This window comes from Paenibacillus sp. FSL H3-0310, assembly GCF_038002785.1.
Classification (GTDB): Bacteria; Bacillota; Bacilli; order Paenibacillales; family Paenibacillaceae; genus Paenibacillus_AQ; species Paenibacillus_AQ odorifer.
In genome coordinates this window covers 2,773,794-2,800,178 of record NZ_JBBODC010000001.1, presented here as the reverse complement: position 1 = coordinate 2,800,178, position 26,385 = coordinate 2,773,794, and the positions used below count along the sequence as shown (strand labels likewise).

20 protein-coding genes are annotated in these 26,385 nt (G+C 41.4%); 13 read left to right on the top strand and 7 right to left on the bottom strand.

Annotated features, from left to right (window positions below; translation table 11 throughout):
- Window positions 1-107: 107 nt before the first annotated feature.
- Window positions 108-1,163: a HAMP domain-containing sensor histidine kinase gene (locus MHH63_RS12650; RefSeq protein ID WP_081383288.1), complete on the bottom strand. Its 1,056-nt coding sequence runs from the start codon at window positions 1,161-1,163 to the stop codon at window positions 108-110.
- Entirely contained in the window at window positions 1,160-1,834 is a 675-nt protein-coding gene (locus MHH63_RS12645) for a response regulator transcription factor (protein WP_036677195.1), read from the bottom strand. Before MHH63_RS12645 ends, MHH63_RS12650 begins: the two co-directional genes overlap by 4 nt.
- Before the next feature lie 325 nt (window positions 1,835-2,159).
- Here MHH63_RS12645 and MHH63_RS12640 point away from each other — a divergent pair, with 325 nt between their 5' ends.
- Window positions 2,160-3,125, top strand: a complete 966-nt coding sequence (locus MHH63_RS12640; protein ID WP_341171612.1) for an aldo/keto reductase — start codon at window positions 2,160-2,162, stop codon at window positions 3,123-3,125.
- Between the two features lie 36 nt (window positions 3,126-3,161).
- Entirely contained in the window at window positions 3,162-4,013 is an 852-nt protein-coding gene (locus tag MHH63_RS12635; RefSeq protein ID WP_076130608.1) for an aldo/keto reductase, read from the top strand.
- Between the two features lie 116 nt (window positions 4,014-4,129).
- Here the strand turns inward: MHH63_RS12635 and MHH63_RS12630 are convergent, their stop codons facing one another.
- The gene (locus MHH63_RS12630) at window positions 4,130-5,626 is read right to left on the bottom strand and encodes a glycoside hydrolase family 43 protein (protein ID WP_076190317.1); all 1,497 of its coding nucleotides are present in this window, start codon (window positions 5,624-5,626) and stop codon (window positions 4,130-4,132) included.
- 174 nt (window positions 5,627-5,800) lie between these two features.
- Here MHH63_RS12630 and MHH63_RS12625 point away from each other — a divergent pair, with 174 nt between their 5' ends.
- From MHH63_RS12625 to MHH63_RS12590, 8 genes are all read left to right on the top strand, one after another.
- Window positions 5,801-6,715 carry an ArsR/SmtB family transcription factor gene (locus MHH63_RS12625; protein ID WP_076130610.1) on the top strand — a complete coding sequence of 305 codons (915 nt, stop codon included), beginning with the start codon at window positions 5,801-5,803 and terminating at the stop codon, window positions 6,713-6,715.
- A 154-nt stretch (window positions 6,716-6,869) separates the two neighbouring features.
- Window positions 6,870-7,889, top strand: a complete 1,020-nt coding sequence (locus MHH63_RS12620) for a phosphotransferase enzyme family protein (protein ID WP_179088134.1) — start codon at window positions 6,870-6,872, stop codon at window positions 7,887-7,889.
- Window positions 7,890-7,959: 70 nt separating this feature from the next.
- A complete protein-coding gene (locus MHH63_RS12615; protein WP_076184961.1) occupies window positions 7,960-8,883 on the top strand; it encodes a phosphotransferase family protein in 924 nt (307 codons plus the stop codon).
- Window positions 8,884-9,109: 226 nt separating this feature from the next.
- Window positions 9,110-11,761, top strand: coding sequence for an endo-beta-N-acetylglucosaminidase (locus MHH63_RS12610; protein ID WP_341171611.1), 2,652 nt, complete (start codon window positions 9,110-9,112; stop codon window positions 11,759-11,761).
- Between the two features lie 285 nt (window positions 11,762-12,046).
- A complete protein-coding gene (ppsA, locus tag MHH63_RS12605; RefSeq protein ID WP_341171610.1) occupies window positions 12,047-14,662 on the top strand; it encodes a phosphoenolpyruvate synthase in 2,616 nt (871 codons plus the stop codon).
- Window positions 14,663-14,754: 92 nt separating this feature from the next.
- On the top strand, window positions 14,755-15,363 hold the full coding sequence (locus MHH63_RS12600) for a TetR/AcrR family transcriptional regulator (protein WP_076133162.1): 609 nt from the start codon (window positions 14,755-14,757) through the stop codon (window positions 15,361-15,363).
- Between the two features lie 172 nt (window positions 15,364-15,535).
- Window positions 15,536-16,864, top strand: coding sequence for a metal-dependent hydrolase family protein (locus MHH63_RS12595; protein WP_341171609.1), 1,329 nt, complete (start codon window positions 15,536-15,538; stop codon window positions 16,862-16,864).
- A 205-nt stretch (window positions 16,865-17,069) separates the two neighbouring features.
- Window positions 17,070-18,506: an amino acid permease gene (locus tag MHH63_RS12590; RefSeq protein ID WP_076303705.1), complete on the top strand. Its 1,437-nt coding sequence runs from the start codon at window positions 17,070-17,072 to the stop codon at window positions 18,504-18,506.
- Here MHH63_RS12590 and MHH63_RS12585 read toward each other — a convergent pair.
- From MHH63_RS12585 to MHH63_RS12575, 3 genes are all read right to left on the bottom strand, one after another.
- Entirely contained in the window at window positions 18,503-19,135 is a 633-nt protein-coding gene (locus MHH63_RS12585; protein ID WP_076303795.1) for a LysE family transporter, read from the bottom strand. The two genes, MHH63_RS12590 and MHH63_RS12585, sit on opposite strands and share 4 nt — an antisense overlap.
- 119 nt (window positions 19,136-19,254) lie before the next feature.
- Window positions 19,255-19,776, bottom strand: coding sequence for a DUF3231 family protein (locus MHH63_RS12580; RefSeq protein WP_036677170.1), 522 nt, complete (start codon window positions 19,774-19,776; stop codon window positions 19,255-19,257).
- A 967-nt stretch (window positions 19,777-20,743) separates the two neighbouring features.
- A complete protein-coding gene (locus tag MHH63_RS12575) occupies window positions 20,744-21,292 on the bottom strand; it encodes a TetR/AcrR family transcriptional regulator (protein WP_076184956.1) in 549 nt (182 codons plus the stop codon).
- Window positions 21,293-21,474: 182 nt separating this feature from the next.
- On the opposite strand from MHH63_RS12575, the gene MHH63_RS12570 reads away from it, so the two are divergent.
- The 3 genes from MHH63_RS12570 (at window position 21,475) to MHH63_RS12560 (ending at window position 24,318) form a co-directional block, all read left to right on the top strand.
- Window positions 21,475-22,476: an NADP-dependent oxidoreductase gene (locus MHH63_RS12570; protein WP_248548311.1), complete on the top strand. Its 1,002-nt coding sequence runs from the start codon at window positions 21,475-21,477 to the stop codon at window positions 22,474-22,476.
- Between the two features lie 232 nt (window positions 22,477-22,708).
- Window positions 22,709-23,461, top strand: a complete 753-nt coding sequence (locus tag MHH63_RS12565; protein WP_339281032.1) for an SDR family NAD(P)-dependent oxidoreductase — start codon at window positions 22,709-22,711, stop codon at window positions 23,459-23,461.
- A 284-nt stretch (window positions 23,462-23,745) separates the two neighbouring features.
- Window positions 23,746-24,318, top strand: coding sequence for a TetR/AcrR family transcriptional regulator (locus MHH63_RS12560; RefSeq protein WP_076302114.1), 573 nt, complete (start codon window positions 23,746-23,748; stop codon window positions 24,316-24,318).
- 221 nt (window positions 24,319-24,539) lie between these two features.
- Here MHH63_RS12560 and MHH63_RS12555 read toward each other — a convergent pair whose 3' ends face one another.
- Window positions 24,540-26,249, bottom strand: coding sequence for a glycoside hydrolase family 2 protein (locus MHH63_RS12555; protein WP_076302115.1), 1,710 nt, complete (start codon window positions 26,247-26,249; stop codon window positions 24,540-24,542).
- Between the last annotated feature and the right edge of the window lie 136 nt (window positions 26,250-26,385).

The window sequence follows — 26,385 nt, the reverse complement described above, 5'->3', positions numbered from 1 at the left end:
TTTATGTGGCGTTGCTTAAATGATAACGAAAGAAGATAAACTGAAAGTTAACTTTTCTGAAAAATAAAAAAACCCTGAAAGAACGATGAGGTTCTCCAGGGCTCGTACTACATTCCAATCGGAATCGTAACTGTAAATGTGGTTCCTTGTAATGGAATGCTTTCGCAAGAAATGGTTCCATGGTGTAGATGAATGATTTTTTTAACAATTGCTAATCCAAGTCCATTGCCTGCAGTGGAGTGGGAAGTATCCTGCTGATAAAATTTATCGAATATCTTGGGAAGAGCCTCAGGATGAATACCGCTTCCGCAGTCATGAACTAGAATCACCAGGTTATCCTCGTTTTTCTTCATCTTAACTTCAATTTCACCATGCTCAGGAGTGAATTTGATCGCGTTATCCAATAAATTTAACCAAACTTGATTTAAAAGCTCTTTATTGCCGGAGAGTTCATAATCCTGAATATTAACATTCAGCTTCAGGTGCTTCTTCTCAAATTTGGCAGCCAGTAAAAGCACAGACTGGCGAATTTGTTCCCCAACATTAAACCGCATTTTGTTTGTCAGAATCTTTTGCGTCTCAACCTGCGTCAGCTCCAGTACATTCGAAGCAAGGGAGGCAAGTCTGGTCGATTCCTCAATGACAATATCTAGATATTCATCACGTTCCTCTTTAGTAAGATCATCATTCTTTAAGACTTCAGCAAACCCTTTAATAGATACAATCGGTGTTTTGAATTCATGGGAAAAATTGTTTACAAAATCAGTTCGCAGAATTTCGATACCCCCAAGCTCTTCAGCCATACGGTTAAAGTTCTCTGATAGAATTTCAAACTCTGGCGGGCTTTTGAGCTGGAGCCGCATGGAGAAGTCACCACTGGCAAGACGCTCTGTGGCCTCTATAAATATCCGGATGGATTTTACCATTTTCCGGCTTGTGATGGCTGATATCGTGGTACCGATAATTGTACAAGCGATTAATACCATTATGGGTAGTACGAATCCATCCTGGGCAAGCTCTTCGTTCAACAAACCAAAAACCTGTGCGAGAAAGAAGAGTAGTCCTGTAATCACAACGGTAATAAGAAAGATGAAAAATATGATAAGAGAAAAATAGATGGGAAGGCTGATTCTGTTGCTGAGCTTGTTACTTATTTTGCTCACTGGCTTCGCACCGCCTTGTATCCAAGACCTCTGACGGAAACCAGTTCAAACTCTGGATAAGCGTCAAACCGTTTCCGCAAACGATTGATATGCACATTAACGGTTGTATCCGTACTTTCACTTTCCATGCCCCATATCTCGTCCATAAGCTGGATGCGCGTGAAAATCCGTTCAGGATAGGACAACAACTTATACAACAAATAGAATTCTTTTTGCGGAAGCGTTTGTTTCTCGTCCTCCCGGGTTACTGTCAATGCGTCATAATCAAGGATCACTTTACCCACTACTAATTTACGGGCACTTGCGATTTGCGAACGGCGAAGCAGCGCTTGGATTCTGAGCAGCATTTCTTCGGTATCAATGGGTTTGGTCATATAATCATCAGTTCCAATCCGGAACCCCTTTTTCTTATCTTCAGGCAGCTGTTTTGCTGTAGCCATAAGAATGGGGACCAAGCTATCGGCATCTCTTACTTCCTTGGCGAATTCATAACCATCCATATTAGGCATCATGATATCCAGAATGATTAGATCAATATGCTGTGAATCAAGGACCTCCAAAGCTTTAACTCCGTCTTCAGCAGTTACAACATCATATCCTTCGCGTTTCAGAACAGCTTCAAGAAGTCTTCTTACATGCTTATCATCTTCAACTACGAGTATGTTAATCATTACTGTTCACTCCAATAGTAGGTTTGTATCCATTATTACCTGTGGGGAATTTGTTTTAAAGGGAGCAGAATCAATATTTATCTAATCTTAAGATTTGGTTTGAAATCCTTGTAGTCGATATAAAGTGACTCATACATAGGGAGGATTCAATGAAATGAGAGGAATAGGCAATGATTTAATACTATTATGATATCTATTTTGTGAAAAATTGTTGCATACTAAAATAGTACCCAAACTAATTTAGCTGGATTAACGTGCTGATCAATAATGCAGCTTACTTGAACGTTGAACTTTGACTGAACTTCATGCGAAAGGAAGATCACAGATGCAAATGCGTAAATTAGGAAATAGTGGCTTGGAAGTTTCGGCAATAGGGCTTGGCTGTATGGGAATGGATCATGCCTATGGAAAGCCAGCAGATCGTAATGAAATGGTTAAATTAATTCGCAGAGCAGTTGAACTAGGATGTAATTTCTTTGATACTGCTGCTTTTTATGGAGATTCCAATGAGGAATTAGTAGGCGAAGCCCTTGCACCACAAAGAGATCAAGTTGTGATTGCAACTAAATTCGGAATTTTAGGACAAGAAGCTGTAGACGGTCAACCTCAACTTATTTTGAATAGCACACCAGATTCTATTCGTGAACAAATAGAAGGTTCATTAAAAAGGTTGAAGGTCAATTGCATTGATTTATATTATCAGCACCGAGTGGATCCAAATGTCGAACCTGAAGCTGTCGCTGAAACAATGAAAGATTTAATAGCTGAAGGGAAGATTAAAACATGGGGTGTCTCAAATGCACCGATTGATTATATGAAACGAGCAAATGCTGTATGTTCGATTACTGCAACCCAAAATCAGTACTCCATGATGTGGCGTGAACCGGAAAAAGAGTTGTTTGAACTTTGTGAAGAATTAGGAATTGCTTTTATCGCTTACAGTCCATTAGGAAATGGTTTCTTAAGTGGTAAATATACCAAGGAAACCAAATATGATGAAGGTGACTATCGAAGTTTCATGGGAAGATTCAAACCTGATGTGATTGATCATAATCAAGTGTTATTAGATTTAATTACTCAAGTTGCAAAAAGTAAAAATGCAGCACCAGCTCAAGTCGTACTCGCGTGGGAATTAGCTCAAAAACCATATATCATTCCAATTCCAGGCACTACAAAATTAAACAGATTAGAAGAAAACCTATATGGAGCTGATCTCAAATTAACAAAGGAAGATGTAGATAGTCTAAATGAAGCTTTGTCTAAAATGGATATTGATAGTTCACACTTTTAAATAGAGCTATATCATCAACTAATAGGAGGATTTTTTATGCAAAAAGTTATTTTGAACAATGGTGTTGAAATGCCGATACTTGGTTTTGGGGTTTTTCAAATTCAAGATGCAGCTGAATGTGAACAAGCTGTTTACGATGCGATCATGTCAGGTTATCGACTGATAGATACCGCAGCCTCATACCTAAACGAAGAAGCGGTGGGAAGAGCCCTCAAACGGAGTGGAGTACCAAGAGAGGATCTATTTATTACTACGAAATTATGGGTTCAAGATACAGGATACGAACGTACAAAGGAAGCATTTGAAAAATCCCTTTCAAGATTGCAACTTGATTATTTGGATTTGTATTTAATTCATCAGCCATTTGGTGATGTGCATGGTTCTTGGCGGGCGCTGGAGGAATTGTACCGTGAAGGAAAAATAAGAGCGATTGGCGTAAGTAACTTCCAGAACGATCGTCTGATTGATTTGATTATTCATAATGAAGTAACTCCTGCAGTTAATCAAGTTGAGACACATCCCTTCTGCCAACAAATTGAAAGTGCTGCATTCATGAAAGAAAACAATGTTCAGATTGAATCATGGGGTCCATTTGCTGAAGGTAAAAACAACATGTTTCAGAACGAAGTTTTAGTATCAATAGCCCAAAAATATAATAAATCTGTTGCCCAAGTGGTTTTACGCTGGTTGACGCAAAGAGGAGTTGTTGTGATTCCAAAGTCTGTCCGGAAAGAAAGAATAATTGAAAACTTTAATATCTTTGACTTTGAATTAAACTCAGAGGATATAGAACAAATTGCGCTGTTAGACACAAAAGAGAGCTTGTTCTTTTCACATAGAGATCCTGTAATGGTAAAAGCGTTAAGTACAAGGAAGCTGGATATCTAATTTTTCTTAGGATCTTGTTGGTTTTGATAAAAGAGGGGTTAACCATAATTAAGGGGTTAACCCCTCTTTTATTTATAAGACCCTTAGCCTTGAACAGTTCATTTTAATTTGAAGGTTTAAGAATAAAGGCAGCTAAAGCTTGTGAATATCGCATTATAATCTTGATCTTCTCCAGTGGCGTACAAACCAATAAGCACACCTGTGAATCCTCCGGCTATTTCAGAGGATAGATATTTGGTTTGCGCAGCTCCGAGTAAGATCTCAATACCGTCTACCTGGATATAAAATTGATAATGCGTTGGACTGCTTTTGACAACTAATGAAGCATGGTTGCACTGACCTATATTTTTTGTTTTTTCAATGGATTTGATATCTCCGATATTCAGCCGTTCGATAATCTCATAACCCTCTGGATGTTTACGCAAGGCCAAATCATAATGGTGATTTTCGTCCATGTAAAGTGTAATTCCGGCTTCACCATTCGTAAGGCTGACTTGGCACGAAATAATTGCGTTAAAATCTTTTTGACGAATACCAATAAATGTCGGAGTAGCCGGGATATCTAACGTAACTGCAGTTCCTTTAAGCTTTATTTTATCAGCTTCTAACCGATAATTTTCTGTAACCGGGTGACGCAGGTAACACCAGTCTAAATTCCAATCTGTGTTCTCGAACGTAAAGACTCTTTTCTCCTGCTGAATGACTGTGTCCGCAATACGATCAGTCTCGAAACTTATAAGTGTGGTACCTTCATGACCTGCTGTAAACCATCCATCCTCGCCAAAGGTAATCGGAGTTAGAAAAACCTCGCGCCCCAAATGGTGATAGGTAAGATACTGGCCAGTCTGCCGGAATCCAAGATGTAACAGCCACCAATCCCCCTCATGGTCTTGTACCAAATCTCCATGTCCAACTCCCTGAAGCTCGTAACCGCCTAAATTTCGATTAGTCAATACGGGGTTATGCGGGTAGGCTTCGAATGGACCAGTAGGAGAATTGCCCCTTGCATAAGTAACCATATGCCCATATTCGGTTCCACCCTCAGCAGCTAGTAGATAGTATTGTCCATTAATTTTGTATAAATGAGGACTCTCCAAATAACGCCCACCGGATCCTTGCCAGATTGAACGGCTTGACGACAGCTTCTGCCCAGTTTCAATTTCAATTTCACATTGGACTATACCATTAACTCCGTAATCGTCTGTCCCATTACTCATGAAATACGTTTTGCCGTCTTCAAAATACAAATCCGGATCAATACCGCCTTGATCTACATTAATCGGATCAGACCATTCGCCGTAAATATTGTCAGTCCAGACATAGAAGTTCTGGCGCAGAGTGTCATTAGTGGTCGTCATGTAGAATCGTCCATTATTGTACCGCAGGGTGGGGGCGAATACACCACCGGAGCTGTCCACAGTATCCAGTTGAATCTGGTTCTTTCGGGTTAAGCAATGACCGATTTGGGTCCAATTAATTAAATCTTTGCTTTCAAAAATCGGAACACCGGGAAAATACTGAAAGGAACTGCAGACCAAATAATAAGTGTCTTCAACTTTACATGCGCTGGGATCAGGATAAAACCCTTTGATGACCGGATTATTGTATTTCATTTCTCCACCTCATTAATAAATTCATATAAATAAGAATTCAATATATTCAACTACTAAGAAAATTAAACACTATTGCTTATAATTTTTCAATGAATCGGGGTTGAAGATATACGTTATATTTATTAAATTAATATATATGTAATTTCAATAAGCACAGGTCAGGTGATTATGATGATGATCAAAGCAAACGGCGAAGCAAAATTCATGGCGTTATATGAAGCGCTGGCAAGCGAAGTCAGATGGAGGATTATGAGCCTCATTGCAGATAATGAAATGAATGTGAAGGAGATCGCGGCTAAGTTAGAGCTTAGTCCTTCCATAGTTACTATGCATATCCGAAAGCTCGAACAAGCTGGACTTACAGGAAGTCACAGGATACGCCTAAACGGAGGAACGCACAAAATGTGTTTCCTTAAACAAAAAAGAGTTGAAATCGAACTCCCCACTGCCACTCAAACCCCGAGGATCAGAGAGCAGACCATTTCAGTCGGTCATTATACCTCGTTTGATGTCCATCCTACATGTGGTCTTGGGACACAAGAGAAAGAGATTGGGGTTTGGGACGATCCCCGCTATTTTCTCGATCCCGAGCGGGTCAACGCCGGCATTTTGTGGTTTGGGAGAGGTTACGTAGAGTACAAAACGCCTAACTACTTACTTCCCGGTCAAATGCCCGAGGCCATCGAGATTTCAATGGAAATTGCTTCTGAAGCGCCAGGCTTGAAAGATCATTGGCCTTCGGATATTGAGTTCTTTTTTAACGGTGTGAAGCTTGGAACTTGGACCAGTCCGGCAGACTTTGGAAGAGCGGCACGAGGCATATATACTCCGGATTGGTGGCATCGGAATGTAAATCAATACGGGTTATTGAAGACGATCCGCATTGACACTTCGGGCACATTTATTGATGAAGAAAGGATGTCGGACATTACTGTCGCAGATATTTTGCTACGGGAACAATTCTGGACGCTTCGGTTCGCAGTTGACGAGAAGGCTGTTAATGTTGGTGGTTTGACACTTTATGGGGCTGGATTCGGTAACCATGACCAAGATATTTTAATTCGTGTGTACCTAGGAACGATGACCTAATGAAGCAGGATAGTTCAGTTATAGTTGTTTTCTCCATCCTGTTTATCTGCTGGAACTGGTAAACTATCCATATATTGAAGAAGTTGAGAGGAGAGATATTCTGAATTATAACGAGGTTATTAAAATCGCTGATACACACTTACTTCCATTAGTGATGGAATTGTACGGATTGGAAGGTTATGAAATCAGGCTTATCAATGCACATGAAGGAGGACGGAATGTCGCATATAACTGTGATAAAGCTGATTCTGAAGCAAAAATAATCAGAATTGCCTTTTTAAGTGACAGAAGCCGAGAAGATATTTTGGGTGAAGTGGAATATATCAGGTATTTGTACGAGCATGGCGGCAGTGTTTCGAATGTGGTCAACTCCCAGAAGGGGAATCTGCTGGAAACGATAACTCTTAATAATCATACCTTTTTTGTCTGCTTGTTTGAAAAGGCCAAGGGGGGGATGCTCGCGGAAAATAATTATCAGTATCGGGAAGGCGTTCCTATTACGGAATACTATTATAACTGTGGCAAAGTTCTTGGGAAAATGCATCAATTGTCGAAGGGTTATACACCTGTCCATTCTCGGTATGATTTTTTTGATAAATACAATGCCGATTATATAGATAAGCTAATACCTAACTCGTTATCTCTTTTGAAGGAGAAACTGGTAGATCTCTTAACAACCTTAGAAGGGATGGACAGGAATCACGAGTCTTTTGGGATGGTTCATTTTGATTACTGCGATGGGAATTATATGATCGATTTTGATACAGGGCAAATAACTGTTTTTGATTTCGATAACTCCTGCTTTTGTTGGTATATGTATGACCTGGCAAATCTTTGGACACTTGGAGTGGGCTGGATACAATTTGAACAAGACACTGATAAACGCAAAAAGTTTATGGATGATTATTTTAAAACAGTCCTTGATGGCTACAGATCCGAGACCAGGATCGAAGATTCGATGTTAGACACATTGCCATTATTTATCCAAGTAACCCTCATGGAAAACATCGTTGATGCATTCGAGGTAATGCGGAACAATGGTGAAGAGCCGGAATGCGATGAAGAGCTGTCATATCGTATAAAATGTCTAGAAGACGATATCCCATATGTAGGATTTTTCCATGAAATTTACTCATGTGATGAACCCTTTGAGTATGAGGAACGAGATATTTAGGATGAGGGTGTTTTTGATATGCTGCGGATAAATTCATAGTAGACTCAAATAAGCAGGAGTTGGAGTAAAAATGGCTTACGAAAAACCAGAATTGACCATGAGTGAAATTGAAAAAGTACTGTGGAATCATCTTGGACAGGGAGCGGCTGAGATTACACCGTTGTCTGGCGGCAATATAAGCAACGTGTTTTCTTTTATTTTAGAAGGAAAAGACTATGTTGTGAAATTCAGCGATTTGGAACGAGCATATGAGACCGAACAATTTGTATCTAATTTGCTACTCGACCAAGGTATCCCTTTCCCAAAATGTTTGGGGTTAGGGAGGACTAATCAGTTAACCTATTTGATCATGGAGCGAATGGAAGGTCGCAATCTATCCGATTGTACAGCAGAGGAACAAACCCGTCTGATGCCAGAAATTATCGGCATTTTAACAAGAATGGCCGAAGCGGATATTGGGGGAACTAACGGTTATGGTTGGATCGGACCTGACGGCAATGGTTCCTATTCATCTTGGAAAGACTTCGTCATTGCCGTAAATGCGGAAGATCAGACGGGGACATTCTGGGAGAATTGGCATGAACTCTTCCGCACGTCTTGCTTGGAAAGAGACGTATACGAAGAAATCTATAGTCGTTTGATGACCTATGTACCCTATAATGAATCTAATAGAAGCTTTATACACGGAGATTTTCAACAGTGGAATATGTTGTCCAACGGAACACGGATAACCGGCATTATTGATGGAAATTGCATGTATGGCGATTCTCTCATAGACCTTGCGGTTCTCGACAAGCATATGCCTTGGTGTGATGTCATTAACACATATCAAAATTATCAAAAGAAAGCTAGAATAGTGACCCCGAATTTTGAGGAGCGGCTAATCGGTGCCTATTATTTTAAGGGACTCGATGGACTTCGATTCTATGCTAAGATGGGCTGGACAGAGGCTTATCAGGACACACGGCATTTTCTTTTAAACCTAAAAGCGTAATAACTGACGCTATACCTTATCATAAACATTTAATAGCCGCATAATTGCGGCTTTTTGTATATAAATATCAAATTTCAAGGAGCAAATTCCCCACTGGGATTATAGCCTAGGCTGACGACCTGTAATAAATGCACCTGAACTTGCCATTAATCCACTATCTATAGCTTTGTCCAACTTGATAAAATGTAAGCGCAATCATTTAATCAATCGATTGGAGGAGTATGGCATGAAAAAGATTGGGGCAGGTTTTATATTCTTACTTGTGATGTGCGCAGCCTTATCCACAACTGCGTTCGCGAAACAGCCTTATTCATCCTATTGGTTTCCGGAGCAATTGCTTCAGTGGAGTCCGGCATCTGACCCGGATGCCGCATTTAACCGGAGCACAGTGCCGCTGCAGGACCGTTTTGTAGCAGATGGAGTCAACGCTTATGCAACCAAAACGCCAAAAGTCATGGCTTTATCAGCACTGAACCCGGGAACAAGCGGAGTTCCATCGCAGGGTTCAAGCAAATTCGAAGCTAACACATTTACCTATTGGCAATATGTTGACAAGCTGGTCTATTGGGGTGGTTCCGCGGGCGAAGGGATCATCGTACCTCCAAGCGCTGATACGATCGACGCGGCTCATAAAAATGGGGTGCCGATCATTGGAACGGTATTCTTCCCACCAACCGTATATGGCGGGAAGTATGAATGGGTCAAGCAGATGCTTCAGCAGAATAGTGACGGATCCTTTCCTGCTGCTGACAAGTTGATCCAGGTTGCGAGCCATTACGGATTTGACGGCTGGTTTATTAACCAGGAGACTGAGGGCGGAACGCCGGCTGACGCACAGCAAATGCAAGCTTTCCTAAGTTATTTGGAGTCACACAAGTCAAATTCTATGCACATCGTATGGTATGATTCCATGACCAATGAGGGCAGTATCAGTTGGCAAAATGCACTTAACGACAAGAATGCGATGTTCCTGCAAGACAATAAAAAGCAAATAACAGACAATATGTTCCTGAACTTTTGGTGGAAGGATCTTAAAAGCTCGGCAGAGAAGGCTAGAAGCTTGGGCAGAAGTCCTTATGACTTGTATGCAGGCATCGATGTCGAAGCCAAGGGTTACGATACAAAGGTGAACTGGAATCTGTTGTTTCCGGATAAAGATCCTGCCGTTACTTCCCTTGGTATTTACCGCCCCGATTGGGCTTTTAACAGCGCAGAGAGTATGGAAGATTTCTTCGTACGCGAGAACAAATTCTGGGTGGGTCCAAACGGGAATCCGAGTAACACCTCGAGCGATCAAGCCTGGAAAGGTATCGCTAACGATGTGATCGAATCATCACCAATCAATGAGCTGCCTTTCACCACCAACTTCAACACGGGAAGCGGTCAGAAATATTTTGTAAGAGGGAAGCAGGTGCGGGATAAAGGCTGGAACAACCGGAGTCTGCAGGATATTCTTCCCTCCTGGCGCTGGATTGCAGACAGCAAAGGTATCCCGCTTTCACCAGTACTCGATTGGTCCGATGCCTATTACGGCGGCAGTTCGTTGAAGGTATCAGGCGTACTGAACCCTAACAATGCGACACATCTGAAGCTCTACAAGACCGACCTTAAGATCGAAGCAAGCACAAAGCTGTCTATTACGTACAAAACACAAAATAAGCCAAGCCTGAAGGTTGGTCTTGCATTCGCTGATCAGCCCGATCAATATATCTTCCTTAATGTGAAGGATAAGACATCGCCAGACTGGACAACTGACACATTGAATTTGACCCCATACAAAGGGAAACGGATCGTAGCGTTGTCATTGTATTTTGATTCTAAGAATGAGGTTAATAATTACAACATTCAAATTGGCCAGCTCTCCATTCAAAATGCTAATGACCCAATCAAACCACTACCCGCGGTTCGCGATCTTAAGGTCACTCAAACTGATTTTCGCAATGGTATTTATGGAGATGCCAGATTACAGTGGAAACAGCTTGACCAACAGGTCAAGCAATACGAAATCTATCGAGTGCTTCCAGATGGCAGTGAGATGTTCATAGGTGCAACACCAAATCATGTGTTTTACGTTCCTGAGATGCGAAGAATAGACAAAGAAACTATCACAGTATTGAAGGTTGTTGCCGTCAATGAAAGATACGAGCAAGGTCAATCCTCTAGTGTGAAGATCAGCTGGCCGGATTATCCAAAGCCGACTGCGGAGTTCAAAACTGATCGAACCCTAGTCGCTCCAGGCGAGAGCGTAAACTTCACCGACCTGTCGACTGAAGTGACAGAAGGATGGTCATGGACCTTCGAAAGCGGAAGCCCCGCGGTCAGCACATCAAAAAACCCAGTTGTGACGTTCGCTCAGGAAGGCGTTTATAGTGTGACGCTGACTGCAACTAACAGCTCGGGCCAAGACACAATTACGAAAAAAGAGCTCATCACAGTGAGTAAGGAAGCTGGAGCAGTGAAAAATCTGGCACTTGGTAAAACTGCAACAGCCGATCATGCCTGCGGGGAAAAGGAAGGTGCACCTAACGCCGTAGATGGTAAAGTGACGGATAACAGTAAATGGTGCGCAATTGGTAATCTGCCCCATTGGCTTCAGGTCGACCTCGGCGCCGAACATCAACTCAGCGCTTTTGTTATCAAGCATGCCGAGAGCGGAGGAGAGTGGTCCGGTTTTAATACCAGTGATTATACGATTCAGGTCAGCAGTGACGGAACGAACTGGAAGGATGTCGTCAACGTCCAAGGAAACTCGGCTGCCGAGTCGACTGATTCAATTGCGTTAGTAAAAGCCCGCTATGTAAAATTATTGATTCTCAAACCTACGCAGGGAGCCGATACGGCAGCGCGGATCTATGAGTTTGAAGTGAAGGGATTATAATATACCCTATTACGTCATTCTAATATTAAAGCAAATAAACCGTAGGCCACTTGAGGGGCTACGGTTTATTTGTTTTAACACTAATGATAGCTGAAATCAAAAAAAGAACCTGATTTATCTCATCAGATTCTTATATATTGCATATGAAAAGACACGATGATATAATCAACTCACGACTGAAATTCTATATTTATGCATAATAATTGCATCTTATATATTTAGTTTATCATGCCGTTAAATTCTTGTCAATTTTTTTCTCAATTTAATAGTTAGGAGCGATAATAAATGCGTTCTTTAGTTCTCGGTTTTCAGGAAGTGGACAATACACAGCTTTTGCTCGTTGGCGGAAAAGGGTTAAATTTAGGGAAACTATCACAAATAGAAGGAATACAAGTACCAGAAGGATTCTGTATTACAACAGTAGGATATCACCAAGCCCTCGAACAGAACCAAACGTATCATGCTTTGTTGGATCAACTAACTATGCTAAAAGTAGAAGATCGAGATCAAATCGGTGAAATCAGTAGGAAGATTCGGCAAATCATTATGGAAGCAGAAATTCCTCCCGATGTTGTGAAGGCAGTTTCTCACTATCTCACCCAGCTGGGTGATGAACATGCTTATGCAGTGCGTTCTAGTGCCACCGCTGAAGATTTACCACATGCCTCTTTTGCAGGTCAACAAGATACCTATTTAAATATCATCGGCATAGAAGCAATCCTTCAGCATATCAGCAAATGTTGGGCTTCTCTATTTACGGATCGTGCCGTAATCTACCGTATGCAAAATGGATTTGGCCACAGTCAAGTTTATTTATCCGTTATCGTTCAAAGGATGGTTTTTCCACAGGCTTCAGGGATTTTATTTACCGCTGATCCGATTACTTCTAACCGAAAACTGCTATCCATCGATGCCAGTTTTGGACTTGGCGAAGCTCTGGTCTCTGGCTTGGTATCTGCCGATGGTTATAAAGTACAGCAAGAGAAAATTGTCGATAAGAGAATAGCAACCAAAAAATTGGCTATTTACGGACTAAAAGAAGGCGGAACAGAGACCCGGCAGATCGAACTCGATCAGCAAGAGACTCAAACACTTACTGAACAACAAATTTTACAATTAGCAAGGATAGGCAGACAGATTGAAGCTTATTTTGGTTGCCCACAAGATATCGAATGGTGTTTGGCCGAGGATACATTTTATATCGTCCAGAGTCGGCCGATCACGACTTTATTCCCCATCCCTGAAGCGAATGATCAAGAAAACCACGTTTATGTATCTGTTGGTCATCAACAAATGATGACAGATCCCATGAAACCGCTGGGATTGGCTTTTTACCTGTTAACGACTCCTGCACCTATGCGTACAGCTGGCGGAAGATTGTTTGTTGATGTCACATCAAGTCTTGCTTCACCTGGCAGCAGAGAAATGATCATAGAAGCCTTAGGTAAATCTGATCCCCTCATAAAAGACGCACTCATAACCATCGTAGAGCGAGAAGATTTTATAAAATTTTCGGCAGATAATGAAAAGGCTTCTACTCCGAGTAAGAGCAATACAAGCCTGCCACCTAGTGATTCTCAAGTAGAACTCGAAAATGATCCGACAATCGTTTCTGACCTCATTAAGAGCAACCAAGCCTCGATAGAAGAGTTGCAACAAATCATTCAAACCAAATCAGGGGCGGAGTTGTTTGATTTTATTCTGGAAGATATGCAGCAATTAAAGAAGATTCTATTCAACCCACAAAGTATGCGTGTGATTATGGCGGCTATGGATGCCTCAGCATGGATCAATGAAAAAATAAATGAGTGGTTAGGTGAAAAAAACGCAGCGGATACGCTTTCTCAATCTGTACAGGGCAATATTACTTCAGAAATGGGTCTGGCGCTACTCAATCTCGCTGATGTGATTCGGCCATATCCGGAAGTCATTGATTATTTACAGCAGGTTAAAGATGATAATTTCTTAAATGAACTGGTTAGTTTTGAGGGTGGGCAGGAAACCCAAGACGCTTTCTATGACTATCTCAGTAAATACGGAATGCGATGTACCGGAGAAATCGATCTTACAAGAACTCGTTGGAGCGAAAAACCAACTACACTTGTCCCCATGATTCTCAGTAATATCAAAAACTTTAAACCTAATGCTGGCCATCGGAAATTTGAGCAAGGTCGACAGGAAGCTTTGAAAAAAGAACAAGAGCTATTAGATCGATTGAAGCAATTACCCGATGGTGAACAAAAAGCGAATGAAACAAAACGAATGATTGATCTCATCCGGAATTTCAGCGGGTATAGGGAATACCCCAAATACGGTATGGTTAATCGCTACTTCGTTTATAAACAAGCTTTACTGAAAGAAGCTGAACAACTAATACAAGCGGGAGTTATTCCTGAAAAAGAAGATATATACTATCTCACTTTTGGAGAACTATGCGAAGTTGTAAGCACAAATAAATTGGATTACCAGATCATCAGCAAACGCAAAGAAGAGTACAAATTATTTGAAAAACTAACTCCACCACGTGTTATTACGTCTGAAGGTGAAATCATTGCGGGTAAGTATAAACGAGAAAACCTCCCAACTGAAGCTATTGTAGGTTTAGCGGTTTCTGCCGGTGTTATAGAGGGACGTGCGCGTGTCATCTTAAACATGGAGGATGCTGATCTAGAAAACGGAGATATATTAGTTACCTTATTTACTGACCCTAGCTGGACTCCATTGTTTGTATCTGTAAAAGGCCTAGTTACTGAAGTTGGTGGACTAATGACCCATGGGGCAGTTATTGCGCGTGAATATGGCTTGCCAGCAGTTGTCGGAGTGGAGAATGCTACCAAATTGATAAAAGACGGGCAACGAATTCGTGTGCATGGAACAGAAGGCTATATCGAGATATTGTAATGGCTGAATCACGAATGTGGTTTGACAAATTCAATCTTTTGAATTATTTTTAATAGTGAATTATCAATTCATTATTAAAGGTGAGGGGCAATATGCAGTCTAAAAAAGATGAAGTGAAACAGGAAATTGAATCCGCCGCTTTAAAGGTATTTTTCCAAAAAGGCTTCTCTGATGCCAAAATGAATGATATTGCCGATGAAATTCAAATTTCTGTTGGAAATATTTATACTTATTTTAAAAATAAAAAAGAGTTGTTCTATTCGGTTGTTCCGCCGTCTTTAGTGGACTATTTGAAGAATGTGTTAGTGGAAAATATTCGCATCGATAACCAGACTTTTTTTGATGATGTTAATAATGAGAAAAAATCAGCTATCGTTCAAGAGCAAATAACTATATTAACTCAGTACAGCAGGCAGATTGTTATTATTTTTGAAAAGAATAAAGGGACCGTATATAGCAATGCCAAAAACGAGCTGATCGATCTGATGATCGAAACTAAAAGGCCCTATATTAAGGATCATTATAAAAGATACGAAATCGGAACCGAAGAAAATATGATTCTGCTGAAGATCATCGCGAACAATGTCATCAATATGATTCTGGATTTATTAAAGCACGAGATGAGCGCCGATAGCCGGAAACGGATTTTTGAGGCATTAAGCTTATACTGGCTGCATGGACTAAAAAGCTTAAACGAATAACGTCAATGCGCCGAATTTAGGTGTGGGGTGGAACTGGCGCACAACGCTGCAATGAGGGACAACTAAGTGGATATGCACATTAAGCATCTACGAGGGTCCCTATTTTTTTAATCCAATATTGAATAATGAATTCACTATTGAAAGGTGTAATCATGAAACGGGGGAAGCTACGATGAAGATAGGTTATGCGTTTAAGGACTGCAATGTTATATATGGAGATGCAATAAAAGGAACAGATACCCATATGACTATTTTGATTCAGGAAAACGGGTTGATTCAAGAGATCGGGAAAGCAAGCGCTGTAACTGTTCCGAACCATTACCAAACGATCGATTGTTCGGGGAAATATGTGATGCCCGGTCTCATCAACGCGCATGTTCATCTTTTTGCCGATGGGAAGCCATTTACGCTATCTGCCAGTGAAGGGCTGCTGAATTTTGCGTTTCATCATATTTGGGATACGAGACTGGGCAGAAACGTATTGAAGAAACGGATGAAAAACAATGCCCTAACCGCACTGCATTCCGGAGTAACAACGATGCGTAGCATAGGTGAATTTTTTTATACTGATGTTCTTTTGAGGGATGAGATTAAGGCAAATCAATTTATTGGACCTAATCTTTTGGTATCCGGGTATTTCCTGAGCGTAACGAATGGCCACGGTGCACCTTATTTGGCTTTGGTCGGTGATTCACCATGGGAAGGGAGAAGAAATGTAAGAATCAATGTAAAAAACGGAGTGGACCTAATCAAAATATGTGTAACTGGCGGGGTTACCGATGCCAAAAGGGTCGGAGAAGCAGGCCGCTTGCAAATGACGGAAGAAGAGGTGGCTGCGATTTGCGAGGAAGCTCATAAAATTGGGATGCGTGTGGCGGCACATGCAGAAAGTACCGAAGGTGTAAGAGTTGCGTTAAAGGGTGGGGTGGATACTATTGAACACGGCGCGGAGATGGATGAGGAAATGATCAGGCTGTACAAAAATAATCCCAGAGCCTTAAAGGGCTACACCGCTGTGATCCCTACTTTACAAGCAGCTTATCCCAGTGCGAAATTAGACCCGAGCCTGACAAAGTTGAATACAACCGTTAAGGAAAATGCCCGGCTTGTGTATGGCTCTATGTTAAAAGGGCTACAGCAGGCTATAGAACATGATATCAAAATTGGTGTGGGCACGGATGCCGCTATGTCCTATGTAACCCACTATGATCTTTGGCGTGAGCTTGATCATTTCATGCGACAAACAAAGCTGAACGCAAGTCAGGTTATTGAACTAGTAACCAAATCAAATGCAGAGATTTTGGGAATCGATCACCAGACAGGGACAATAGAAGTTGGCAAATATGCGGATTTAATCATGATGGAGCAAAACCCATTGGAGAACATAAAAGCTTTGTCGAATGTAGCTATGGTTATGGTCAGAGGGAATTTAATACAAACACCCTCTGTGAACAGAATTCAAGCAGTGGACGAGCTGCTGGATACGGTTTGGAGTATTTAGGAGTGAGATGAATGATTGTAGAAGCACGTTTGGGTATCCTAGCTATTCTTAAAAGAACAGCGCCCGGTATGAATAACTATAAGCCTGTCAGCCTTTCTGGTCGGGAAGCTTATTTATTATGATTCCTGTAAATAACGGGCACGCCTGAAGGGAATTCTAGAGATGAGAGACATCTCAAATTCTAATCAGGATGAGGACAGAATTCATGAAGCAACCTTCCAGTAAAACTGAAGAAGAAGATAAACTGAAATGGTGGCAACTAAGCTTGTTAGGCATTGCTGGCACTATAGGAACAGGGTACTTTTTGGGTTCAGGTCTAGCAATTTCTATGGGAGGGCCAGCAGTGCTGCTAGCCTACATTTTAGCTGCTATTGGAACATATGTCGTATTTGATGCACTGGCTCAGATGACAGCGGAAGATCCGGAGCAGGGTTCATTCCGATCCTATGCAAAAAAAGCATTTGGAAATTGGGCAGGGTTCGGGAGCGGCTGGGTATATTGGTTTTCGGAACTGTTGATTATGGGAAGTCAGCTCACAGCATTGTCCATATTCTCACGATTTTGGTTCCCGGCCGTACCGATGTGGGTGTTTGCTGCCGGTTACGCTGTTGTGAGCCTGTTGATTGTGTTTTTTGGCAATAAGGGCTTTGACAGGGTTGAAAATATACTGGCCATCATTAAAGTGGCGGCTATACTAATGTTCCTTGTTATTGCTGCCGTACTTCTGACGGGTTGGATCGGAGGTTCTAAGTTCTCACCGAAAGTTCCACTTGGGTTTAAAGCGTTGTTTCCATCTGGAGGTATCGGGTTGTGGACTGCCTTTATTTTTGCTTTTTATGCCTATGGTGGCATTGAGGTGCTGGGAATTATGTCCTACAGGCTAAAGAAACCTGAGGAAGCTCCAAAAGCAGGAAAGGTGATGTTGCTGGGACTGGCTACGGTGTATGTTCTATCAATCGGGCTTGCAGTAATCATGGTGCCGCTTAGTGCTTTTAATCCAAAAGAAAGTCCTTTTGTGCTCGCGCTCAGCAGCGACCATCTGACCTTTGTACCGCATTTGTTTAACGGAGTGTTGATCATAGCTGGGTTCTCCACGATGACAGCTTCGCTTTATGCCATTACCTCGATGATGATCACTCTTTCACAGGAAGGGGATGCACCCAAGGTTTTTTCGAAGAAATGGAAGGATAAATATCCGTTTTTTGCCCTTTGTTTAATAGCTGGAGGTTTAGGGGGTGCCATTATGATGTCATTGTGGTTGCCAGGAAAAGTATACGAATACATTACAACTGCTGCCGGACTGATGATCCTCTATAACTGGTCCTTTATATTGCTCTCCTCCCGCAAGCTGCTTAAGCCCAGTCTTCTAAATGGGGTGAAACGCTGGCTGGGCTTAGTGCTGATCGCTACTGCTGTAGCAGGTACGCTATTTCACGCGCTCAGTCGTCCAGGCCTCTACATCAGTCTGTTAATTGTTTCACTGATTGCGTTGAGTGATTGGATTGTTCAACATAACCATAACAAGAATGGCGGTTCTGTTAAGGATCACAGTACGGACGAACAGTCCAATGAATATCATTCTTTACCGGGCGGTCCTGAATTTCGGATTAAGGGCATCAGGATGCGAAAAAACAAGGTTTAATGAAAAAAGAGAAGTCGGGCAGCCTGTACACCAAAATAAAAACCAAAGCCAATCAGCGACAGACCTGACAGAACGGAGATCGCCTTCAATACCCGAACAGTTAGAAATTTACGAAAGAGGCTGGAGGCGGCAGCCATGACTACATCCCAGAGTAAAATCCCGAGGACGATCGCTCCACTGTAGATCAATAACTGCTGCATTGGATACTCGCTAACCACCTTAGCTAATATTGAGCCGTATATACCCAGCCAAAAAAGGATGGAGAGGGGATTAAACAAGGACATCAGAAATCCCGAAAGATAAGATTTGGACAGTGAGACATCGTTTCCCCTCATCTCAATCCCTGAAATTTCTCTTGTATTTTTAATGCTGTTTACACCTGAATAGACGAGGACAAAGAATCCGAACAACCATAAAAACACTTTAACAAACGGAGCATCCAGCAGATGAATGAGGCCAAAATAAACAAGCAGCATATAGATGATATCGGCACTAACCGCCCCTAAACCAACTATCCAGGCAGGCATAAATCCTCCGCGGAGTCCCTTGTCCAGCTGTGCTGCATTAATGGGTCCGAGAGGTGCCGAGAGGGATAATCCTAGAATCATATAACCTATAAATACGTTAATGTTGTCCTCCTCCTTTATATAGATAACATATTCCAATAAAGGTCGTAGTAGGACAAGCAAAAGAAGGCCCGCGAGTGATTGCAGGCCTTCTTTTATAAGAAGCTGAAGAGTGAGTAGGATTACGCCTTAACGGATTCAGGTCTTTTGACAAGAAGAGGTGGAGGAATCAACCAGCCCTTTTTCTTAGTCAAATGTAGAATTTTAAGGCCGATGGCTGCTTTGGTAAGGTGATATTTAGCAAACAAAGCCCCTATATCTTCTCTGATCGATTGTCCCATTGCCTGACTACATGCCACAAGTCCAACAGCATTATCAGCTGCAAGTTTGGCAGCAATTTCAGGATCTGTGAAACGTGCCCCTACAGGAATATCTTCAAGCTTGGCATCGGGCCGATTTGGCATTACTGGTGCAGATGCAATACCTTGCTCTGAGAGCAGTGTATCACACTCACTGATTTCAAGCTCCGCTTGATCAATTAAAGCTCCTAATATTTTTTTTAGGTCATTGTCACCAGCGTGATACATATAAGCTCTGTAACAAGAGAGTGCTCCCTTTGCTACCATTGAGGCTTGCCAAACCGTAAAAATCTCTCCATAATGCATCGGTTCTTCTTTGGGGTTACCGCCTAGAATCCCTGTCATAAACAGTCTCCTTTATTGTTGAATTTGAACAAACATTAGCATGCCCACAAAAACACGGAAATTGCAGCTTTTCGCATAAAATAGGTATGTAAATTTGAGGCGTCGTCATTCGTGCAAGTTTAAGGATAAATGTGAAAATAAGGAACGATAAAATTGAACACGAGTTGTGGAGGAATCAAATGTTTTTCAACGTGATGATTGGAAGTATAAATGCCTTTTGCATTCAATGAAGTTGCTTATCACTGGAGATGGTGGAGTGTATCTCCAACCGAGGCAGGGATTGATGGGGAGTCATTGAGACTTCCAACACCTTTGGTAAGTACTCAGCTAATCAAACAAAGGATAACCTGTATGCAAGGAATATTAATGCAACGGGTAATCATAATTCAACAGCGGTAGAACCGAGCGCAGGCAGTCGGGGATGAGTATCGAGAATAGGAGGTGGTTGGTCTCTTAGAGTTGCTTGGACTTACAAGCTTGCGGAATAGAAGCCGAGAAAAAAAGCTAAACTTTTTAGAGCTAAAGGGAACTGTAGGGGCCCTTTTTATGATTAGGATCCTGAGCTGGGACTGTATTTACAGACTCGTCAAAAAATTTATACCTTTAATTTGTTTCAAATAAAAAGCCGGTTTCAGGATGAGCCTGAATAACCGGCTTTACATTTTTTTAGCAAATCATCTTTAGGAGAGTTAGAAGAACCAATAAAGGATTACGCCGTGCGGCGCATATCTAGCACCAGCCACAGGTTCCAGAGTCGTCCGTAACCCGCACATGTTGGCATGCTCAGTGAGGAGTTCCGCGTATTCCACCGAAGCAGGACTTCGCAATGATAATTTTACTCCGAGTTTACGAAAATTGGCGGAACCGGACAAAAGTGGGAGAACAACTACAGTACTTCAGAAGACAGAAGCTTCTGGACCATGTTTATGATTGAAGAATAATTTTTTTAAAACTAAGGGATTTGAATTCAAAGACCCTTATTAATTAAACTCCAGATGCGTTCAAACCTGTCTTGGTAGTCAGGTAAATTCCAGGATTCTTTGAAGGATGGGAGGCTAAATACTGCAAACGCAGAGAGAATCGCCTCAGCCCGTTCCAAGTGGGGATCGTGATAGTCCATGAGGCCGTCAATGATTTGGTAGGAATCCCAGAGAACATCGCGTAATACCAGTGGATTGCTATCCACGTATTGAGTATTCAAGGCAAACATCTTGGGATTCTCGTTATAAGCGCGTTTTTTTGCGTTAACAAATGCCCATAGCCAATCGTGAAGCAATTCTTGCGGTTTAGTTAAATTAGTCATATCTAATTTAATTTGTTCTGAAATCATCCGGTTGAACCAGCTCTTAGATACGGCTGCCCAGAGCTCTTGCTTATTTTTAAAGTGCTTATAGAGCGCTGCATGGGTGATACTTAATTCATCCGCAATTTGTGAGAGTGTCACTTCGGATTTTTCCGTGCGTTTAATTAATGCCTCAGCTGTTTCAATAACAAGCTCTTGAGTGATTTTAGCCACCGACTGTCAACCCTTCTTTCTTCAATAAATTCCTTTTTGTCGTTTATACACTTGCGAGTATTTTAACATATGAAATATCCAGTAACAATTGTTGACTTTTGTAACTTATAGTTTTATGCTTGTTGTGTAAGTTACAAAAATAAATAAATGTTACTTTTTTAACGCATAGGAGGTCATTTATCATGAAAGCAGCACAGATCACCAAATATTCAAAAAAGTTCATAGTAAAAGTGAACGATATTCCAATCCCAGAAATAAGTGATAACGAAGTCTTGGTCCAGGTGAAAGCAGCAGCAGTTAATCATTTGGAATTGCTCATTAGTACCGGAAGCGTAAAGCTGATTCAGGATTATGAATTCCCTTTGGTACTTGGTAACGAGCTGACGGGTGTTATTGAAAAAGTGGGTAAGAAGGTGCAAGGTTTCAAAGTTGGCGATGCAATTTATTCACGTCTGCCACTACAAAAAATCGGTGCCTTTGCGGAATACGCGGCAATTAATGCAGATGCCATCGGGTACCTACCCACCAATCTGAATTTTGTGACTGGTGCTGCTGCGCCATTAACAGGATTGACAGCCTATCAAGGGTTAAATGAAGAATTAAATGCTAAAGCTGGCGAAAGCGTGTTTATCCCTGGAGGGTCTGGTTCGTTTGGCCAAATGGCCATTCCTATCGCCAAAAGCATGGGGCTCAAGGTCATCATCAGTGGAAATCCAGAAGCACGTGAACGGACAATGGCCGCTGGTGCAGACCAATATATTGATTATACGACTACGAACTATTGGGAACAGCTTAGTGATGTTGATTATGTGATAGATACCTTGGGACCAAGCGAATTTGATCATGAGCTTTCAATTATTAAAGCAGGAGGCCGCCTTCTTTCTCTGCGGACCGGTCCTAACAAACGTTTTGCAGAAGATTTGGGCTTCTCTGGCTGGAAACAAAAGCTCTTCACCATCGCCGGGGCTAAGTATGATCATAAAGCGAAGAAAAAGAAGATTCAATATCATTTCATTTTTGTTCGCAGTGATGGCGAACAATTAAAGAAAATTACGAAGATTATTGAAGATAATGGGATTGTACCAGCAGTGGACCCTACAGAATTCCATATAGAAGATATTAACGAAGCACTGAATTTTGTTGCTGAAGGTCATCCTAAAGGGAAAGTTATTATCAGATTTTAAGGAGGGGGCTCAATTGTTGTCAAAAAATTCTTTACTGATCATTCTAGAATTGATATACTGATGCAAATTAGAGTTAATAGTGTAGTTTTTTTACCTTAACTAGAATGATCGTTCTTGAATATTTTGAAGAAATTTATTAAGGGAGGGATGAATGAGATACAAGTTTAATCGTGAACAAAACTCTATTGAAATGTTGTTAAATGATCAAAAAACTTAAAAGGGAGAGAATAATATGAAATATACAGTGATTACAGGAGCAAGCTCAGGAATTGGGTATGAAACAGCATTAGCGTTTGCTGCACGCGGTAAAAATTTAATTTTGGTAGCTAGAAGATTAGATAAATTAGAAGAACTTAAATCAACAATTCAGAATATTGATCCTAATGTAGATGTTATTGTTCGTTCAAGTGATCTGTCTGTTACAGAGCAGGCTTACACACTGTATAACACTTTGAAGGAATACCAAATAGAAACCTGGATTAATAATGCAGGACTTGGTGAAGCTTCTTTTGTGGTAGAACAGAATTTAGATAAAGTTGAAATTATGTTACGTGTTAACATCGAATCCTTGACGATCCTTTCAACACTATTTGTGCGAGATTATGCTGATGTAGAAGGAACTCAGTTAATTAACGTATCATCCGCACTCGGATATGCCATTGCTGTTGGGAGCGTTGCTTATTCTGCATCTAAATATTATGTTAGTGCCTTCACCGAAGGGCTTGCAAAGGAACTAGAGCTTAAAGGCGCGAAATTAAAAGCAAAGGTTTTAGCACCAGCAATAACTGAAACGGAATTTGTAAAGAAATCTATAGATGCTGAAGAATTTGATTACAAAGCAAACATGCCTAAATACCACACTGCCAAACAAATGGCGAGTTTCATGGTAGAGCTTTATGATAGCAATGATATGATAGGGATTGTTGACCAGAACTATGATTTCAATCTGAGAGATCCAATCTATCCAATTATATCTGAGTTTTAAATCGAATTAGATATTAGTCACTAAAACGATCGTTGAAGAAACTGGAGCAAAAAGAACTGGCTTCCCTATTCTTAAACGTGGGGTACAACTTTTTTGCATACGCTGGAAAAAGATTGGACTCTGGATTGTTTATAAGCAGACAAAGTAAGAATTCTTCGGTAAGCATCAGTTAAGTTATCATGTTATGAATAAAATCAAGCATCTTGCTTGATTTTATTTACGTTTTATATATTAGTTTGCGGATCGTTTACTTAAATGTATAATGATTGCTTGAGGTGATTACAATGGCAAGAAGCAAAGAATTTGAAATTAATGAAGTACTAGATAAAGCGATACAACTATTTTGGATGCAAGGTTACGAGAAAACTTCAATGCAAGATTTGGTAGACTGTATGGGAATTCACAGAAGAAGTATCTATGATACATTTGGTGATAAGCACGCCTTATATTTGACGGCACTCCAACGGTACGAATCTACTCAAAACAAAAAAATGAGATTCTTGGTTGAGAAACAAGAACCCGTAAAGGAGATCATTCGACAATTTCTAGAATCTTCGATGAGGAGCGAAGGAGAACCTCAAGGATGTTTCATAGTTAATTCGGGTGTGGAGTTGGGAGTACTGGATCCGGAGGTTGCATCCTTTGTTGAGAATAGCTATTCAAAAACGGAGAAGTTGTTATATGACCTCGTTCAGACTGGCCAGCAAAGAGGTGAACTTAGAAATTCACTGGAGCCCGAGGCTATTTCCCATTATTTAATGAATGCCTGGTTAGGACTACGTACAATGGTAAAAACGGCAACGGACCATGGGAAATTAACAAGTATTATTCATACCATACTGATCACTCTAGATTAAAACTCCTTTATCTATCTGCAGTGTAAGAGGACAAGCACTTGTATCGAATGCCGAAAATAGACAATCAACTTACTGCTACCCGAGTACGCGAAGAATAGAACCGACTTAATACGCCCAGCTTAACTATATAAATATCGCGTCCGACACCAGCTGTAAGGAACTAAGAATGCAGACACTAAAAAAACCCATGTTGACGATGGGCTTCTTAGTCAATGTGGATATTAATCTGTCCAAGATTGATAGATACGGCGCACTTCACGGAAGGATTGTTTAGGTTTGCGGTATTCATTAACCAGACCCTTGTTGTTGAAGCCGCGGGCACGGTCGCGAAAGTTCTTGCTGCTGCTCTTCAGATCGCCGCGGATGTCTGCAAACTGCCAGATGTAAGTCCCGCCAATTTTCGAATCATTTTTGAAGATCGCCAGTGCTTCAGTTACAATATCTGCCTGATAATCCTCGCTGAACAATCTCTGCTCCCAGCCCACATCCCCAAATAGTCCAGCACCACCGAATTCGGTCATGAGCACTACCTTGTCACCGGCTCCCATCTGCTCCGCACGCACATGGAACTGTTCCAGCATGTCTTTAAAGCTGGCTGTATCGCCTTCGTACCAACCAAAATATTTATTAATACCGATAACATCGAATAAAGGAAGTAGAATATCTTCGAGTGGATGCATCGTAGCGTAGGTGACAAGCCTAGTACTGTCGAGTTTCTTCACCAATCCGACTAGAGCTTGTGTGAAAGCATATGCTTCTTGCGTCCGGGTATCAATCTCATTATGAACGGACCAAAAGATCACACTTGGGTGATGCATATGCAAGCTGATCATTTCTTCAATCATAGTCAGTGCACGCTCCTGGAAGAGCGGCTCACTTACTGTTTCGTTCGGCAGAAAGGCTCCCCATATCGGAATTTCGCTCCAGTATACAATCCCTTGCTCATCGAGTAGATCAAGCCAATATGGGCTTTGGGGATAATGAGAACCCCGGACGGAATTGCAACCTAACTCCAAAATGATACTGAGCTCCTTGTGCATCAGCTTCGGAGGGAAGGCGAAACCCCACTCAGGATGCTCTTCATGTCTATTCACCCCCTTAAGATAAACGGGTGAACCGTTAATTAGAATCCGATGATCCTTTGTTTCAATATAGCGAAAACCGATCCGTTCAATCTTGTCGTCTTCCTCTGTCCGCAGTTGAAAGGTATACAGTTCTGGAAGACCTACGTTCCACAAACGTACTTCAGGCATAAGCAACTTGAACGTATGACTGAGGGTCTGGCCAGTTTCAATCTGTACTTCTTCCGAGTGCAATTCATGTCCGCTTTCGGAGAATGTGATCTTTGTAGTGTGCTGCTCCTTAAAGAAGGAATGGAGCCTCACCTGAACAGTGACATCGGCATCTGGTCCATGCAGTTCATAATCAATCTTCAGTTGTTCGATGTAAAGTTCAGGCAAATATTGCAGCTCCACCGACCGTATGATTCCCCCATAATGAAACCAATCCACCTGCTCCGTAGGAATCGTAAGTCGGTCCAAGGTGCTGTCCGTCCGGACGATAATCTCATGTTCTCCTGCCCCTAAGGAAGGAACAATAAATTCAAAAGGTGTAAATCCTCCATAGTGATACCCAAGGTGCTGCCCGTCCAAATAGACGTCGGCATGGCCCAGCACGGCATGAAAGATGAGTCTGACATGCTGCGAATTCACAGTCTGTATTTTTTTACGATACCAACCGACACCTTCATAATCGTACATTCCCAGTTCATTATTCCAGCACGAGGGCACATAAAGAGACTGCCAAGAATGTGGAAATCGCTCAAACCATTTTTTTTGAACACCCGTATTTAACGGATCCTTCATGAAATCCCAAGGCCCATCCAACAGCGCAGTTCTCCGAATTTGATACTCGCTAAAAGTCCTTAACAAGTGTGTTCCTCCTTTATTTCCTGTAATGTATTGTGAATTTCAGACATCTTGATAATATGGATAGTAACATTTGGAGTTTAAGCATTGAATAGAAAAAAACGTTACCGTCTTGTTTAAATCGCTCTTTTAGCAGCAG